The 17,070-nt window shown below is 73.9% G+C and carries 13 protein-coding genes; 9 read left to right on the forward strand and 4 right to left on the reverse strand.

Annotated features, from left to right (window positions below):
- Positions 1-65 precede the first annotated feature (65 nt).
- From ABD52_RS06890 to ABD52_RS06900, 3 genes are read left to right on the forward strand one after another with little or no spacing between them, the layout of a single operon-like run.
- Positions 66-887 carry a CDP-alcohol phosphatidyltransferase family protein gene (locus ABD52_RS06890; RefSeq protein WP_030272941.1) on the forward strand — a complete coding sequence of 274 codons (822 nt, stop codon included), beginning with the start codon at positions 66-68 and terminating at the stop codon, positions 885-887.
- Positions 884-2,725, forward strand: a complete 1,842-nt coding sequence (locus ABD52_RS06895; protein ID WP_047891250.1) for a sulfatase — start codon at positions 884-886, stop codon at positions 2,723-2,725. Before ABD52_RS06890 ends, ABD52_RS06895 begins: the two co-directional genes overlap by 4 nt.
- Before the next feature lie 13 nt (positions 2,726-2,738).
- Positions 2,739-3,494, forward strand: a complete 756-nt coding sequence (locus tag ABD52_RS06900; protein WP_047891251.1) for an FkbM family methyltransferase — start codon at positions 2,739-2,741, stop codon at positions 3,492-3,494.
- A gap of 9 nt (positions 3,495-3,503) precedes the next feature.
- Here the strand turns inward: ABD52_RS06900 and ABD52_RS06905 are convergent, their stop codons facing one another.
- Positions 3,504-4,505, reverse strand: coding sequence for an MBL fold metallo-hydrolase (locus ABD52_RS06905; protein WP_047891225.1), 1,002 nt, complete (start codon positions 4,503-4,505; stop codon positions 3,504-3,506).
- A 140-nt stretch (positions 4,506-4,645) separates the two neighbouring features.
- Complete coding sequence (locus ABD52_RS06910; RefSeq protein WP_013474191.1) at positions 4,646-5,527, reverse strand: serine hydrolase; 882 nt, start codon at positions 5,525-5,527, stop codon at positions 4,646-4,648.
- Between the two features lie 38 nt (positions 5,528-5,565).
- On the opposite strand from ABD52_RS06910, the gene ABD52_RS06915 reads away from it, so the two are divergent.
- The 4 genes from ABD52_RS06915 to ABD52_RS06930 all read left to right on the forward strand — a co-directional run bounded on the left by ABD52_RS06915 (position 5,566) and on the right by ABD52_RS06930 (position 9,822).
- Positions 5,566-6,543, forward strand: coding sequence for a LysR substrate-binding domain-containing protein (locus ABD52_RS06915; protein ID WP_013474190.1), 978 nt, complete (start codon positions 5,566-5,568; stop codon positions 6,541-6,543).
- 40 nt (positions 6,544-6,583) lie between these two features.
- Complete coding sequence (locus tag ABD52_RS06920; protein WP_047891226.1) at positions 6,584-7,759, forward strand: endonuclease; 1,176 nt, start codon at positions 6,584-6,586, stop codon at positions 7,757-7,759.
- A gap of 117 nt (positions 7,760-7,876) precedes the next feature.
- On the forward strand, positions 7,877-8,731 hold the full coding sequence (locus ABD52_RS06925; RefSeq protein ID WP_047891227.1) for an aldo/keto reductase: 855 nt from the start codon (positions 7,877-7,879) through the stop codon (positions 8,729-8,731).
- 107 nt (positions 8,732-8,838) lie between these two features.
- A complete protein-coding gene (locus tag ABD52_RS06930) occupies positions 8,839-9,822 on the forward strand; it encodes an aldo/keto reductase (protein ID WP_047891228.1) in 984 nt (327 codons plus the stop codon).
- Between the two features lie 45 nt (positions 9,823-9,867).
- Here the strand turns inward: ABD52_RS06930 and ABD52_RS06935 are convergent, their stop codons facing one another.
- A complete protein-coding gene (locus tag ABD52_RS06935) occupies positions 9,868-11,415 on the reverse strand; it encodes a hypothetical protein (protein ID WP_152748204.1) in 1,548 nt (515 codons plus the stop codon).
- Positions 11,416-11,768: 353 nt separating this feature from the next.
- Here ABD52_RS06935 and ABD52_RS06940 point away from each other — a divergent pair, with 353 nt between their 5' ends.
- Together ABD52_RS06940 and ABD52_RS06945 are read left to right on the forward strand one after the other, a co-directional pair.
- Positions 11,769-12,782, forward strand: a complete 1,014-nt coding sequence (locus tag ABD52_RS06940) for an ATP-binding cassette domain-containing protein (protein WP_047891230.1) — start codon at positions 11,769-11,771, stop codon at positions 12,780-12,782.
- Positions 12,779-13,633: an ABC transporter permease gene (locus tag ABD52_RS06945; protein WP_047891231.1), complete on the forward strand. Its 855-nt coding sequence runs from the start codon at positions 12,779-12,781 to the stop codon at positions 13,631-13,633. Before ABD52_RS06940 ends, ABD52_RS06945 begins: the two co-directional genes overlap by 4 nt.
- A 45-nt stretch (positions 13,634-13,678) precedes the next feature.
- On the opposite strand, the gene ABD52_RS06950 is transcribed toward ABD52_RS06945, so the two are convergent.
- Entirely contained in the window at positions 13,679-17,041 is a 3,363-nt protein-coding gene (locus tag ABD52_RS06950; RefSeq protein ID WP_047891232.1) for an AAA family ATPase, read from the reverse strand.
- Positions 17,042-17,070: the final 29 nt, after the last annotated feature.

Genomic DNA, 17,070 nt, shown 5'->3' on the forward strand with positions numbered 1-17,070 from the left:
CAGAACGAACTGTTCGGGCATGTTCTCCGTACACACGTGTGGTTCGTGACGTCTACCTCGGAGGCATGGTGTCCGCACTTCGAACTGATCCATTCGCGGGGGCGATTCTCCAGGTCGGCGTACTCGCGGCCCTGGCCGGCACGGTCGGCCTGAGCGCGTACGGCTGGCTTGCCGGTCTGCTCTTCGGGGTGGTGACGGTCGCGGCGCTCGGATACGGGCTGCGCCGCTCGGGCGCGGACCGGCTCGGCCCGGCCGACTGGGTGACGCTCACCCGGGCGACGCTCACCGGCGGGGTTGCCGCGCTGACAGTCGACTCGTTCCGCGAGCCGATCGTGGTGCCGGTGCTCGTCGTCCTGAGCGCGGTGGCGCTGTCGCTGGACTGGGTCGACGGGCAGGTGGCCCGGCGTACCGGCACGGTGAGCGCGCTGGGCGCACGGTTCGACATGGAGGTCGACTCCTTCCTGGTCCTGGTCCTCTGCGGGTACGTCGCCGACCAGGTCGGTGCCTGGGTGCTGGTGATCGGCGCGATGCGGTACGTCTTCGTCGCCGCCGGCTGGGTGCTGCCGTGGATGCGCGGCTCGCTGCCTCCGCGCTACTGGCGCAAGGTGGTCGCCGCCACGCAGGGCATCGCGCTGGCGGTGGTGGCGGCTGGCGTCCTGCCCCGGCTGCCGGCCGTCGCGGTGCTTCTCGGCGCGCTCGCGATGCTCGTCGAGTCGTTCGGCCGGGACGTCGCCTGGTTGTGGCGGCACCGCGTACCGTCGCGGCGGCGCCCGGTGGCGCTCCCGGCCGCGCCGGTGTCCCCCGCGCCCGCCGGTCACCGCTCCGAGTGGACGCCGGGCGCGCGGATCGCGCGCGAGCCCGCCGAGGTCGGCGGGCGGCGCCCGTGACCGACCTGTCCCGCCGGGCGGACGGCGACGACGCCCCGAACGGCACGACGAACAACGGCACCACGACCGACGGCACCGCGAACAACGGCATCACGACCGACGGCACGACGGCCGAGAGCGACCGCGCCACGAGCGACCCGGGCGACGGTGCCGCGTCCGACGCCGGCCCGGTCGACCGCACCCCCGGCCACACAGGGGCCGGGGACGACGGCGTCGCGACGCCCGGCCGACCGCGCGCCCGGCGGCTGCTCGCCGCGACGGTCACCGCGCTGGCCGCCGCACTCGTGCTGGTGGCGCTCGTCGCGCCGAGCGACGTCAACGGGTTCAGCCCGGGCGCGTTCCTGCGCATCCCGGTGGAAGGGCTGGTCGCCGTCGCCCTGCTGCTGGTCCTGCCGGCACGTCCGCGCCGGGTGGTGGCCACGATCCTCGGCGCGCTGCTCGGCCTGGTCCTCGTCCTCAAGGTCGCCGACCTCGGGTTCTCGCTGGTCCTGGACCGCCCCTTCGACCTGATCGCCGACTGGACGTTCCTCGGCGCGGGCGCGGAGTTCCTGTCCGAGTCGTACGGCCCGGCCGCCGAGGTGGGTGCGGTGGCGCTGGCAGTGGTCGCCGTTCTCGCCGTACCGCTGCTGGTGACGCTGTCGGCACGGCGGCTGGCCCGGGTCGTGGCCGGCCACCGGATGGTCTCCGCGCGCGCGACCACCGCGCTCGCCGCCGCCTGGGTGGTCTGCGCCGTGCTCGGCGCGCAGATCGTGCCGGGCGTCCCGGTCGCCGCAGACACGGTGGCGGCCGGTCTCTACGACCGTGCCCGGCAGGTACGGGCGGGCCTCAACGACCAGGAGACGCTGAACACGCAGCTCGCCGGCGACCCGTTCCAGAACGTGCCGGGCGACGAGCTGCTGACCGCGCTGCGCGGCAAGGACGTGCTGTTCACGTTCGTCGAGAGCTACGGCCGGGTCGCGCTGGAGGACCCGGACCTCGCACCGGAGGTGGACGCCGTCCTGGACGAGGGAACCCGCCAGTTGCGGGCGGCCGGATACGGCAGCCGCAGCGCGTTCCTCACCTCGTCCACCACCGGCGGCGGGAGCTGGCTCGCGCACGCCACGCTGATGAGCGGCATCCGGGCGGACAACCAGTTGCGCTACACCAACCTGGTGCGCAGCGACCACCTGACCCTCAACGGCGCGTTCAAGCGCGCCGGCTGGCGCACCACGCTGGTCATGCCGGCGCTCACCCGGGCCTGGCCGGAGGCCGACTTCTTCTCCCCCGACCAGGTGTACGGCGTGAAGGAACTCGGCTACCGGGGGCCGCTGTTCAGCTTCTCCTCACCGCCGGACCAGTACACGCTGTCGACGTTCCAGCGCCGCGAGCGCGGACCCGGGCACGCACCCGTGATGGCCGAGATCCCGTTGCTGTCCAGCCACATCCCGTGGACGCCGGTGCCGCCGCTGGTGGACTGGGACGACGTCGGCGACGGCTCGGTGTACAAGGGGACCGCGCGCGCCGACCGCGCCAAGGAGGGCACCCGGGAGGCGTACCGGCAGTCGGTGGTCTACACGCTGCGCACGCTCATCTCCTACGTGCAGCGGTACGGTGACGAGAACCTGGTGCTCGTGTTCCTCGGCGACCACCAGCCGGCCCGGGCGGTCACCGGTGAGGGCGCCGGCAAGGACGTGCCGATCACAGTCGTCGCCAAGGACCCGGCAGTGCTCGACCGCATCGCCGGGTGGGGCTGGCAGGACGGCCTCAACCCCGACCCGCAGGCCCCGGTCTGGCCGATGGAGTCGTTCCGTGACCGGTTCCTGCACGCGTTCGGACCGAAGTCCACCACTCACAGTTAGGGATGTCGTGACGATGCTCGCGCGGGCCTGGGGGATCACCCGTTCCCTGGCCGTCTACCACGGTCAGCCGGCCAAGCACCGGCGTGCCCGGCAGCTCTACGGGCAGTTCCTCTCCCCCGGCGACCTCGGCTTCGACATCGGCGCCCACGTCGGCGGCCGGGTGCGTACCTGGCGGCGGCTGGGCGCGCGGGTGGTCGCCGTGGAGCCGCAGCCGGACTGCCTGCGGGTGCTGCGCCTGGGCTTCGGGCGGGACGCCGACGTGACGATCGAGCCGACGGCGGTCGGTGCGCGGTCCGGCAGCGCGCGGCTGGAGCTGTCCAGCGCGACGCCGACGGTGTCCACCATGTCGTCGTCGTGGATCGAGTCGGTCACAGCCGATCCGAGCTTCGCCGGGGTCCGCTGGGACCGGTGGGTCGAGGTGCCTGTGGTGACGCTGGACGACCTGATCGCGCGGCACGGCGTACCGGCGTTCTGCAAGGTCGACGTCGAGGGCTTCGAGGTCGACGTGCTGGCCGGGCTGAGTCGTCCGGTGCGCGGGCTGTCCTTCGAGTACCTGCCGCCCGCGCACGACGCCGCGCTGGCCGCGTTGGAGCTGGTGGAACGGCTGGGCGCGACGGCGGGCGGCTACCGCTACAACTACTCGCCGGTGGAGACCATGCGGTTCGCCGGCGACCGGTGGCTGGACGCGGCCGGGCTGGTACGCCTGCTGGAGACGTACCGCCCGGCCGGTCGCTCCGGCGACGTCTACGCCCGGCTGGCGGCCTCCTGAGCGGCGCCGTCAGAATCGGTACGCGGTGTGGTACTCCGGCACCAGCACGCGGCTGCGCGGCGAGACCCGGCGCACCTCGGCGACGAGGGCGTCGAGGCGTTCCCGGTCGCTGTCGGCGACAGTCGGCGGGTTGGTGAGCGGCGTCTCGAAGTTGTCCCAGTGCACCGGAACCACGACCTTCGGACGGTCCAGCGCGGCCATCAGCCGGGGCACGTAGTCGGCGGTCGCCGTGGTGGCGGCGGAGGCGACCATCGCGACGTCCGGGGCGAGACCGCTGAGCTTGCGCTCGTCGAAGTCGCTGGCACCCATGAAGAACACGGCCGGGCCGCCGTCGATCCGGATCTGGTACGCCAGCGTGTCGCCCTCGGGCAGGTCGGCGATCGTCTCCGGACGGGGCGGCCGGCTGATCCGTACCCCGGGGAAGGCCATCGACCAGGTGGGGTTCCGGCTGTGCAGCGAGCCGGCCACCTCCACCGTGTACCCGTCGAAGTCGAGCACCTCGCCGCCCTTGACCGGGGCCAGTTGCCCGGTCGGCAGCCCGTACGCCAGGCCGAGGTGATACGCGGTGAGCGTGCCGAAGACCCGGGCACCGGTCCGGGTGGCGATGTGCGGCACGTCGTTGAAGTGGTCCCAGTGGGTGTGGGTGACGAAGATGTTCTCCGCCCGGTCGGCGAGCCGGTCGACCACGTCGGCGGCCACTGTCAGCCGGGTGTCGGGGTTGAACGGCTTCCGGAACAGCCCGGTGTCGTACCGGCTCAGGTACGGGTCGACGAGCACCGTCCGGTCCCCGATGTCGATCCGCCAGCCGGAGGTCCCCCACCAGCGGAAGCTCACCGCGCCGCCGCGTCGCGTACCGCCGGCGGCGCGGCTCGGCGCGGCGACCGGGCTCGGCCCGGCGGCGCGGGCCGGGGCGCCGGCGACGAGTCCGGCGGTGGTGACGGCGGCGGCGCCGACCGCTGTGTCGCGTAGCAGTCGACGGCGGGCGTAGCCGGACGGCCGGTTCTCGGGCATGTGTCGTCCTCCCCGTTCGGGATCGGTGATCGGTAGGCCCAGACCACCACCCCGCCGGCGTCGATGTCCAAGATCGACGAGCGCAACGACCGATATCCGGACCGATATCACCGCAGGCCAGGCCGGTGGCCCGGTCCGGATCAACGCAATGAATCGACGGCGGTCCGGGCCGCCTCCCCCATCGCCAGGTCCACGTCGATCCGGCGGGCGGCCAGCCGTTCGGTGCGTACCGCCACCGCGATCGCGTACCTGCGGCCGTCGGGGTACTCCGCGACGCCGGCTTCGAGGTGCAGTCCCGGCAGGGTGCCGGTCTTCCCGGCGACCCGGACCCCGGGTGGGAAGCCGGCGGCCAGCCGGGTCCAGAAGAGCTGCCGTGCCATCAGCTCCCGGACCATGGCGCACGCGGGCGCCGGGCCGGCCTCGTCCCGCCACACCAGACGGAGCAGCCGGGTCAGCTCGCGGGCGGTGCTGGAGCTGGTGTGCTCGGGGTCGAAGACCCGCATCGCGCGGACCCGTTCGGGCGACAGGGTGGGGAAGATCCGCGCGAAGTCCGCCTCGGTGCGTGCGCCCACGTCGGAGAGCATCGTCTCGACGAGTTGCCGGGGGCCGCCGACGATCCGGGTACGCGGCAGGTCCAGCTCCGCGGCCAGCATCGGCAGCACGTCCGCCCCGATCCGGCGCAGGAGCAGGTCGGCCGCCGTGTTGTCACTCACCGACATGGCCAGGTACGCGAGGTCGCGCAGGGAGACCTCCACGTCGTCGGCACAGCCGGCCACACCCCAGCCGCCGAGCCGGTCGGCGGCACCGACGAGCACCCGTTCGGTCGGGTCGAGCTGGCCGGCGGCCGCCTGCCGGGCGAACTCCAGCACCACCATGATCTTGAAGATGGAGGCGATGACGATCTGCTCGTCGGCGCGCAGCGCCACCTCACCGCCGGCCGGGTCGTCCACGTCCACGACGTGCAGGCAACCCCGCACCCCGGCCCGCCCGAAGATCTCCCCGATCCGTTCCGCCACATCCACGCCGACACGGTAACCAGCGGCGACGCTAGGGTGCCCGGATGGATCTGCTGCGGCACCTGCGGCATTTCGTGGTGGTCGCCCGGGAGCTGCACTTCGGCCGGGCCGCCGAGACGCTCGGCATGGCACAGCCGCCGCTGAGCCAGTCGATCCAGCGGTTGGAGCGGGAGCTGGGCGTCACCCTGTTCGACAGGTCACAGCGCCAGGTCGGCCTCACCACGGCCGGCCAGTTGCTGCTCGGCGAGGCCGACGAGCTGCTGGCCGGTGAACGCCGGCTGCGTCACCTCGCCGATCGGGTCCGCCGGGGCGCGCTCGGGGTGCTGCGCGCCGGCGTACCCCCGGAGACCCCGGCCGTGACGTTGCGCGCGCTGCTCGACGCGCTCGCGGCCCGCGCGCCCGGGCTCGCCCTCGACCTGCACGAACTGACGAGCGCCGAGCAGCACCGGATGCTCGCGGACGGGCGGCTGGACGTCGGCCTGCTGCACCATCCGGTCGACGGGGCCGGGCTGCGCTTCGGTGAGCCGGTGGACGTACCGGTGGGTGTGCTGCTGCCCCGGGCCTCGCCGCTGGCCCGGCCGCGGGAGATCGCGCTCGCCGATCTGGCCGGCATGGATCTGGTCACCGCGCCACCGGTCACCGCGCCCGGCTGGCACGAGCATCTGCTGACCGTGTGCCGGCAGCACGGTTTCGCCCCGGCCCGGGTCCGCCCCGCGCGCAACCCGGAGTTCCTGTTCGGTCTGCTCCTGGCCGGCGGTGCGGTCGCCGTCGAGCCCGCCGCGCTGGCCCGCCGGGAACCACGTGTCGCGTGGCGACCGATCACCGGTACGCCGCTGGTCCGGCGGATCTCCGCGGCCTGGCCGATCCGGGCGGCGCACCCGGCCGCGCCGATGTTCGGCCACCTCGCCACCGAGACGCTCGCCGCGCCCGACGAACCGGGCGGGCCGGCGCTCCTCGCCCCGGCGGCCCGGCCGTGGCCGGTGCTGTTCGAGGCCGGCCGGGACGAAAAGTTGGCCCGCTGACCTCCCGCAGTTCACCTCGATCCGACTAACATCGCTGATCATGAATATGAAGCGTGTCACCCGCTCGCGACCCGGGCGGTTGATCGCGGCGGTCGTGCTCGCCGTCGCGGTCGGTATCCCGCTCGGCGTGACCGGCGCCGCGTCGGCCGCGACACCCCTGACCGTGGCGCAGGCGCTCGCCGCCCAGGACGGCCGGACGGCCACCGTCACCGGCTACGTCATCGGCCAGCCCACCGCCACCAACACGGTGCTCACGTCCGGCTTCACCGCCGACACCGCGATCGCCCTCGCCGACCAGGCCGGCGAGACCGGCACCGGCCGGATGCTGTACGTGCAGGTGACGGCCGCCTGGCGGAGCACCTTCGGGCTGCTCACCAACCCGTCGCTGCGAGAGCGGCAGGTGACAGCGACCGGCGCGCTCACCGCGTACTTCAGCCACGGCGGGCTGAAGAACCCGACCGCGATGAGCCTCGGCGGCGGCGCCACGCCGAGTCCCACGCCGACCCCGAGCCCGACCGGCACCACCGTGCCGGACGCGTACTACGCGAGCGCGGCCGGCAAGAGCGGGCCGGCGCTGCGCACCGCGCTGCACGGCATCATCAAGGTGCAGACGAAGCTCAGCTACGACCAGGTGTGGGACGCGCTCAAGGACACCGACCAGGATCCGGCCAACCCGGCGAACGTGGTCCTGCTCTACAGCGGACGGTCGCAGAGCAAGACGAGCAACGGCGGCGGCGCGAACGACTGGAACCGGGAGCACGTCTGGGCCAAGTCGCACGGCGACTTCGGCACCGCCACCGGGCCCGGCACCGACGTGCACCACCTGCGCCCGGAGGACGTGTCGGTCAACTCGTCGCGCGGCAACAAGGACTTCGACTCGGGCGGCGGCACGGTGGCCGAGGCGCCCGGCTGCTACACCGACGCCGACTCGTTCGAGCCGCGCGACGCGGTCAAGGGCGACGTGGCCCGCATGATCCTCTACATGGCGATCCGGTACGAGGGTGGCGACGGCTGGCCGGACCTGGAACCGAACGACTCGGTCTCCAACGGCTCCGCGCCCCGCCTCGGGCGGCTGTCGAAGCTGCTGGCCTGGAACGACCAGGATCCGCCCGACGCCTTCGAGAAGCGCCGCAACCAGCGCATCTACGAGCGCTGGCAGGGCAACCGCAACCCGTTCGTCGACCACCCCGAGTGGGCACGGTCGATCTGGGGTTGACGCTCGTCCCCGATGTGAGGAAGCGTCGCGAGCGGGTAGAGACATCCGGTTGGCACGGCCGGGGGCGGTCGGCACGGACGCGCCCCCGGGCACCGCACGATCGGAGATGAGGCTCTCATGGCCCAGAACGACATTCCGGACATCGCACTCAACGACGGCAACACCATCCCGCAGCTCGGCTTCGGCGTCTTCCAGATCGAGCCGAAGGACACCGTCCGGGCCGTCGGCACCGCGCTGGAGGTCGGCTACCGGCACATCGACACCGCCCAGATGTACGGCAACGAGGCCGAGGTGGGTCAGGCGCTGCGTGCCTCCGGGCTGGACCGCGGCGAGGTCTTCGTCACCAGCAAGCTGAACAACGGCTTCCACCGCCCGGACGACGCCCGCAAGGCGTTCGAGCAGTCGCTGCGGGAGCTGAAGTTCGACTACCTCGACCTGTTCCTGATCCACTGGCCGCTGCCCACCCGCTACGACGGCGACTTCGTCTCCACCTGGAAGGTGCTGGAGGAGCTGCGTGACGCGGGCACGGTCCGGTCGATCGGCGTGTCCAACTTCCAGGTCGCCCACCTGGAGCGGCTGGCCGCCGAGGCGGACGTGGTGCCGGCGGTCAACCAGATCGAGGCGCACCCCTACCTCGGCAACGAGGAGGTGCGGGCGTACGACAGGGCGCACGGCATCCTCACCGAGGCGTGGTCGCCGATCGCGCAGGGCAAGGTGCTCGACGACCCGACAGTCGTCGACGTGGCCGAGCAGGTCGGCCGGACCCCGGCCCAGGTGGTGCTGCGCTGGCACGTGCAGCGCGGCGACATCGTCTTTCCGAAGTCGACCACGCCGAAGCGGATCGAGGAGAACTTCGCGATCTTCGACTTCACGCTCGACGACACCGCGATGGAGCGGCTCACCTCGCTGGACCGGGGCGAGGCCGGCCGGACGGGCCCGAACCCGGACGAGTTCGACTACATCCCGAGCTGAGCGTCACGCGTCGGAGGGGCCCCGGAATCCCGGGGCCCCTCCGTTGTTGACTTCGCGCGCACTCGAAGGGGCAGGGTGACCGGCAGAGCTCCGACGGGGAGGAAGACATGCGCTACCGCACCATCGGCACGGACCCGGCCACGCGTCGCGAGGTCAGTGTGCTGAGCCTCGGCGCGATGCTGTTCGGCACCGCCACCGACGAGGCCACCTCGTTCGCCATCCTCGACCGGTACGTCGAGGCGGGCGGCACCTTCATCGACACCTCGGACAACTACGCCTTCTGGCACAACGGGGGCCAGGGTGGCGAGAGCGAGGAGCTGCTCGGCCGCTGGCGGCGCAGCCGCGGAATCGGCGGCGAGGTGGTCATCGCCACGAAGCTCGGCGCGCGGCCGCTCGCGCCCGGCACCAGCTATGTGGACAACCCGGAAGGGCTGTCGGCCAAGGTGATCCGCGAGTCCGCCGAGCGCAGCCGGGAGCGCCTCGGCGTCGAGCGGATCGACCTGCTCTACGCCCACATCGAGGACCGGACGATCCCGATGCGGGAGACCGTGGAGGGCTTCGCCGAGCTGGTCGCCGAGGGCACGGTGGGGCTGCTGGGCGCCAGCAACCACCGCGCCTGGCGGGTCGAGCGGGCCCGTGCGCTCGCCGCCGCGGCCGGCCTGCCCGGGTACGAGGTGCTCCAGTACCACCGCAGCTACCTGCCCCGGCGGCTGGACGTGCCGAGCGAGCTGGACCCGGACGGCGACGTCGGCTGGGTCGGCCCCGACCTGCTCAGCTACCTGCGCACGGAGCCGCAGCTCACGCTGGTCGCGTACTCGCCGCTGCTGAAGGGCGCGTACGTCCGGCCGGAGCGGCTCGGCGAGGAGTACGTGGTGCCCGCCACCCCGGCCCGGCTGGCGGCGTTGCGGGCGGTGGCCGCCGAGACCGGCGCCACAGTCAGCCAGGTGGTGCTGGCCTGGCTGACGGGCGGGGACATCCCGTCGATCCCGCTCGTCGGTTTCTCCTCGGTGGCGCAGTTGGAGGAGAGCCTTGCCGCCGTCGACCTGGAGCTGACCGCCGAGCAGCGGACCCGGCTGGACTCGGTGCGCTGACCGGCGCCGGGCCGGGTGGCTCGCACGCCACCCGGCCCGTGCCGCTCAAGCGGCGGGGAACCGGTCGACAGCGACGTCGAGCCGCAGGGTGCCGGTGCCCGGCAGGGTCACCTCGGTGGCGTCGGCCGGGCGGGCCGCGCCGTCGTACCAGCCGGCGTACAGGACGTAGGGCGGCGTCCACAGCCACGCCACGGTGACCGGCTGGGGGCCGAGCACGCGCAGCGCGTACTCGCCGTCGCGATCCAGATCCAACGAATAGCCGACGACCTCACGGGTACGGGCGTTGCGCACCGTCAGCTCGGCGACCACCGGGCGGCCCTCCGGGTCGACGAGCCGGCCGGTGACCAGGACGCCACGCCGCACGGCGAGGTTGTAGACGGTGGTGGCGCCGGCCCGGACCGTGACCGGCACGGCCTTGCCCCGCAGGGCGAACCCGCCGGACCACTGGGCGGCGTTGTCGGCGGTGGTGAACAGCAGCGGCCAGGCGTACGGGCCGAGCCAGTCGATCCGGTAGCGGCCCTGCGCGTCCAGCTTCACACCCCAGTCCAGGAAGAAGCCCGACTCGGGCGCGAGCGTCACGGCGCCGGAGGTCGCCGGCCTGCCGGTGGCCGCGCTGGTCACGGTGCCGGTGACGAGACCGGCGCGGTCGAGCCGGATCGGGGGCACGGTGACCGTCTGCCCGGCCCGGAGAGTGACCACCCGGGCCTGCTTCGCGTCGCCGGTGCCGCCGGTCGCCCCGACCCACTGCGCGCCGTACGCCGATCCGCCGGCGGGACGGACGAACAGGTTCCAGGAGCCGGCCGCGACCAGGCCGACGCGGACGTTCCCGGAGGCGTCGGAGCAGTACCGTCCCGGGCTGTCGGGGAGCTCGCCGGTACCGGCGGGCGCCGGCGTCACACAGGCCCCGGCGACGGGCGCGCCGGTCGCCGCGTCGACCACCCGGGAGACCACGTTCGCGGCCGGGGTCAGGACGACCACGGCGGTGCCGCTGCCGTCGGCCAGGACGTTCACCGTGGCGTAGCGGGGCAGGTGGGTGTCGTCGCGGGTATAGACCCACACCTCCTGCGGGCCGGGGATCAGCGGCGGGACGGTCACCCGGGTGTCGCCGCACGGATTGCGCCGGTGGTCGAGGAACACGCACAGCCCGTCGACCGCGGCGCCGGTGACCGCGTCGAGCGCCCGCAGAGTCGACCCGCTGGGCGCGAGCAGGCGCTCGGAGACCTCCGTCGTGTCCCCCGCGGACACCCGGACCGTTCCGGCCTGCGCCCAGCTGGTCCGGCCCGGCACCCACTGCCTGAGTACCTCGTCGTCCTGGCCGTCGCTGTACACCGGGGTGACAGCGATCTTGTAGTCGCCGGCCGGCACCTCCACGCTGAGCTGCCCGGACTCGTCCAGCGGCAGGAGGTCCTTGTCGTAGCTGCTGTCGGCGGCCGTCACGGCGACGTTACCGGCGGCCGGGCTGCCGTCGAGCCTGCTGACGGTCAGGTGGAGCACGCCTGCCGGATCCGCCGCCGCACCGGCGGCGGTGGGTGCGGCGGTGACGGCCAGGGCCGCCACGGCGAGTGCGCCGAGCACTCTTCGGACGATGGACACGGTGGACCCCTCTCGGTTTCAATGCGCAGAGAGGCGCCCGCGTAACCACAACCGGGACGCGCCCCCGTGCGTCGGATGCCGGCGCAGCATATGGCAGGCGATCGATCAAGCACTGTCCACGATCGGTCATCCGGCGGGCTGCTGCGGGAACGGTCATAACCCCGCCTTCCTCCCGTACCGGCCGTCGTCGGCCGGGAATCGCCACCGCCAGATCGGATCTGGCGGGCCGTCTGGCGCCTTCGGGGTGAGGCCGGCACAACACCACAGCTTCCCGGCCTCGTTGAAACAGGCGATCGGTCGGGCGGCACACCCGTACGGCTGTCGAGAACACCGACGAGGAGAGGTAGCGATTCATGAGCAACCGGAACACCGGCCTGGCCGTCGAGGCCGAGGGCCTGGTCCGGTCCTTCGGTTCGACCCGGGCACTCGACGGGCTGGACCTGCGGGTTCCCGCCGGCACCGTCTACGGAGTGCTGGGCCCGAACGGCGCCGGGAAGACCACCGCCGTACGGGTGCTGGCGACGCTGTTGCGCCCGGACGGCGGCGCGGCCCGGGTCTTCGGACACGACGTGGTGCGTGACGCCGACGCGGTGCGCTCCCGGGTGAGCCTGACCGGCCAGTACGCCTCGCTGGACGAGGACCTGACCGGGGCGGAGAACCTGGTCCTGCTGGGCCGGCTGCTCGGGCTGGGCCGGTCCGGCGCCCGGGACCGGGCCGAGCAGCTGCTCGCCGCGTTCGGGCTGACCGAGGCGGCGGGGCGGCAGGTGAAGAAGTACTCCGGCGGGATGCGGCGGCGCATCGACATCGCCGCGAGCATCCTCAACACCCCGGACCTGCTGTTCCTCGACGAGCCGACCACCGGGCTGGACCCGCGCAGCCGCAACCAGGTGTGGGCGATCGTGCGGGCTGTGGTGGCGTACGGCACGACGGTGCTGCTGACCACGCAGTACCTGGACGAGGCGGACCAGCTCGCCGGCCGGATCGCTGTGGTCGACCACGGCCGGGTGATCGCGGAGGGCACCCCGGGCGAGTTGAAGGCGTCGATCGGCGCGGGCAGCGTCCACATCCGGCTGCGCGATCCGGGGCAGCGGCCGCAGGCCGAGCAGGTGCTGCGGGCGTCGCTCGGCGTACCGGTGCAGCTCGCCGCGGACCCGGCGGCGCTGACCGCCCGCGTCGGCGAGCACGGCACCGACCTGGAGGCGGGTACGCAGGCGGCGCGGGCGCTCGGCGAGCTGGCCGCCGCCGGCATCGTGGTGGACGACTTCTCCCTCGGCCAGCCCAGCCTGGACGAGGTCTTCCTGGCCCTGACCGACCACCCGGCCGTCCCGGCGGACGAGCGGGACGACGAACTGGAGACGGCGCGATGAGCGACACCGCGATCACCACCGGGCGGGCGCCGTCCGTCTACATGCCGTCCGCCGAGGCGCTGGCCACTGTGCTCGCCCCGGCCGAGCGGCCGGCCCGGCCCGGCGCGCTGTCGGCGTCGCTGACGTTCGGCTGGCGCGCGCTGCTGAAGATCAAGCACGTGCCCGAGCAGCTGTTCGACGTGACCGCGTTCCCGATCATCATGGTGCTGATGTTCACGTACCTGTTCGGTGGCGCGCTCGCCGACAGCCCGCGTGCGTACCTCCAGTTCTTCCTGCCCGGCATCATGGTCACGAGCGTCGTGATGATCACCATGTACACCGGGATCGGGCTCAACAGCGACATCGAGAAGGGCGTCTTCGACCGGATCCGTACGCTGCCGGTCTGGCGGCCGTCGGCGCTCGTCGGGATGATCTTCGGCGACGTGCTGCGCTACGTCCTGGCCGCCGTGGTCATCCTCACCGTGGGCATGGTGCTCGGCTTCCGTCCCGACGGCGGGCTGCTCGGGGTGCTGGCCGGAATCGGGCTGCTGGTGGTCTTCTCGTTCGCGTTCTCCTGGGTGTGGACGTTCTTCGGCCTGGTGCTGCGCAGCGAGAAGTCGGTGATGGGGACCAGCATGATGGTGCTGTTCCCGCTGACGTTCCTGAGCAACGTGTTCGTCGACCCGTCCACCATGCCCGGTTGGCTGCAGGCGTTCGTCAAGGTCAACCCGATCACCCAGCTCGTCACCTCGGTCCGAGCGGCGATGGCCGGCTCGATGGACGGCCCGAGCACCATGTGGATGCTGCTCTGGAGCGCCCTCTTCGTGGTCGTGTTCGGCACGCTGACGATGTACCGCTACAACCGTCGCTGACGTGACACCGGTGGCGGGGTCCACACGGCCCCGCCACCTCGCGGGTCAGAGCCGCCAGGGCACCGGCTCGGCCGGCTGGTACCGGCAGGCGCCGCCGGTGGTGATCGACTCGCGCAGGTGGGCGGCGAGCGCCGGATGCCGCTCGCCGATGCGGCGCAGGGTGTCCCGGATCCGCCCGGTCACCGCCTTGCGCGCCCGTTCCGCCTGGTCACCGAGACGCCGGCTGCGCCCGGCCAGCCCGGCGGCGGCACGCAACTGGTCGAGCAGCGCCGCGCGCTCGGCGTCCAGCTCGGCCAGCCGCCGCCCGTCGTCGCGCGTCGCAGCCCGGTCGATCTCGTCGTCGAGCCGCCGCAGGTGCCGTCGGTAGCGGGCCTTCGCCTCGTCGTCGAGCACCGGATCGGCGCCGAGGCGGCGCGCGGCGGCGAGTTCCGGGCCGGCCGCCGGGTCGAGCAGTTCGACGGCGGGCACGTCCGTGCCGGGCCGGCTCAGCAGCAGCCGCAGGTCGTGCAGCCCTTTGGCGTCGGGCAGGTGCACCACGACGCCGTCGTACGCGAGGCGCCACACGGGCCCGTCCGGCCGGAACTCGGGCCGGATCACGTCCGCGCCGCCCGCGCCGGGGTCGGGCGGCCGTGCGTTGCCGTGGACGGCACCCGCCCGGGACAGACCCGACGCGGCGCGGCGGCCGGGCGACGACGACGCGACCAGAGCCGGGGCGCCCGCGCCGAGCCGGACCGCCACCGGCGCGACCACGGCGGAGGCCGCCGCCGGGGCGGGAGCCGTCGCGCCCAGCCGGTCCACCACCTGGACCATGCCCAGCGTCCGCGCCTCGGCCACCGTCTCGGCCCGCAGCCGCCACGCCTCGGCCGCGTCGCCCGGCCCGTCGCGCCCGGCGAGCGCGCCCACCAGCCCGGCCCGGGCCAGCACCGACCAGGGCCGGGCGCCCAGCCGGTCCGCGGCGTCCCGGGCCGCCCGGTAACAGTCGATCGCGTCGTCCCACCGGCCCTCGGCCGCGTCCGCCATGGCCAGCCACAGGTCGACCGGGCCACCGATGTCGCACCCGAACAGCGCCGCCGTCCACTGCCCGCGGTGCGGGGCCAGGGCGGCCCGCACCTCCGCGCACCGGGCCGGGTCGCCGTCCACGGCCGCCGCCTGCGCCCGCAGGCGCAGCCACAGCGGCGACACCGACCGGGGGTACGCGGTGCCCGCGGCCTCGATCGCGGCGGTGAGCCGAAGCACGGTGGCCGCGTCGCCGCGCTCGGCGGCGGTGATCGCCCGGAGCAGCTCGGCCTGCGGGTGCGCGGCGCCCACCCGGTCGAGCACCGCCTCGGCCTCGGTGAGGCGGCCGTACAGCAGCAGCACCGACCAGCGCATGTGGTGCGTCATGAACGCGTGGTCGGAGTGCGCCGACTCGCGGTAGCTCTCCGCCTCGGCGAAGCACGCCTCGGCGGTGGCGAGGTCACCCCGGAACGCGGCGATGATCGCGCTGTCCGCGGTCGCCGCCACCCGCTGCCGGGCCACGTCGCCGCGTCGCGCGCCGGTCACGAACGCGGTCAGCTCGTGCCGGTAGCCCGGATCGCCCAGCTCCAGCAACGCGACCCAGCGCAGCGCCGTGGCCCACAGCTCGGTCTCCCGGTCGCCGCTACGACGGGCCACCTCGCGGATCTCAGCGGTCACCACGGCTCGTTCGTGCGCGGTGCCGAGCCCCCAGGTGGTGTCGTGGCGGGCCCACAGGCTGAAGGTGAGCGCCTCGTCGTCGCGGCCGTGCCGGGCGAGGGTCTCGGTGGCCGTGATCAGGTCGGTGACCAGCGCGCGTACCGGCCGCTCCGGCTCCGGTTCCGCGATCAACCGCCGGTACGCCTCCCGGACCAGCTCGGCGGCGTCGAGCCTGCGGCGGGTGGCGGAGTGCTGCCGGTGCGCGATGAGCGCCACCCGGGTCAGCACGCCGGGATCGGGCAGTTCCCGGGCCAGCGCGGCGGCCTCGGCCAGCAGCCGCTCGACCTCGGCCGGTGGGCCGGCGTGGTGCAACAGCCCGGCCAGTTCCAGCAGCACCCGGACCCGCCGGCCGGGCTCGCCGGTCAGTTCCAGCGCGCGCCGGTAGTGCCGTACCGACTCGTCCACAGCGATCCGGCCCCCGGCGTCGCGGGCGGCGGCCAGCAGCAGGTCACCGGCGCGTTCCGGCTCCAGCTCGGCGCCGGCCAGCCAGGCGTGCCGGGCCAGGTGGGCCGGGCTGAGCACGCCGGCGAGCGCGTCCGACCGGTCGACGGCCCGGACCACAGCCGCGTGCCGGGCCCGCCGATCGTCGTCGGCCAGCCCGTCGTAGAGCGTCTCGCGGACCAGGTCGTGCACGAAGACGAAGCGTCCGTCGCTCCGGGGCAGCACCAGCCGGGCCGCGGCGGCGCGGCCGAGCAACCGGTCGACCTGCGCGACCGGGGCGGGTACGCAGGCGGCGAGCGTCAGCCTGTCGAACTCGCGGCCGAGCACCGCGGCCACCGTGAGCGCCTCGACCACCGGGGCGGGCAGCTGGTCGAGCCGGCGGCGCACCACCTCCCGTACGCCGGGGGCGACGGTGTCGGTGAGGCCGTGGGTGTGCCAGAGCCGGGCGGTCTGCTCCACGAAGAACGGGTTCCCGCCGGTGCGCCGGTGCACCTCGGCGACCAGGCTCGCGTCGGGCTCCCGGCCGGCGGTGCGGGCCATCAGCGCGGCCACCTCGGCGCGATCGAGCCCGGCGAGCGTGACTGTGGTCGCCTTGGCGGTGAGCGGCAGCAGCCACGGCCGCAGCGGGTGCTCGACGGATTCGACTTCGGCGTCCCGGTAGGTACCGATCAGCAGCAACCGCTCGAACCAGGCGTGCTGGGTGACGAACTGGAGCAGCCGCAGCGACGCCGGGTCGGCCCAGTGCAGGTCGTCGAAGACCACGGCGACCGGGCGGTGCTGGGCGACGGCGACCAGGGCGGCGGTCACCGCGTCGTGCCTGTCGAACTCGGCCCGGCCCGCGTCGCCCGGCTCGGCCACGTGCGTGTCGCCGGGCTCGGTCGGGTCGCCCGGCTCGGTCGCCTCCGCGGTGTCACCCGCCGCCCGCTCGCCGAGCAGTGCCGCCAGGCCCGCGTCGGCCGCCTCCCGCACCCCGCGCCGGTCGTCGGCGGACCGGGCCAGCCGCCGCAGGACCTGCACCCATGGCCAGTAGTCGGGTGCGGTGTCGGAGTCCCAGCAGGCGGCACCGAGCACCAGCGCCCCGCTGCGACGGGCCTCGTCGGCGGCGGCCGAGACCAGTGTGGTCTTGCCGATGCCCGGCTCGCCGGTGACCAGGACGAGACCGCCGTGGCTGTCGACCAGCCGGGCCACCTCGGCGCGCAGCAGCGCAGCGGGATGCTCCCGCCCGATGATGTGTTGGCCGAACCTCGGCTCCATGACCTCACGACGCTAGTCGAAGGGTCCGA

Origin of the sequence: Micromonospora sp. RV43 (assembly GCF_001029515.1) — a bacterium.
Taxonomy (GTDB): domain Bacteria; phylum Actinomycetota; class Actinomycetes; order Mycobacteriales; family Micromonosporaceae; genus Micromonospora; species Micromonospora aurantiaca.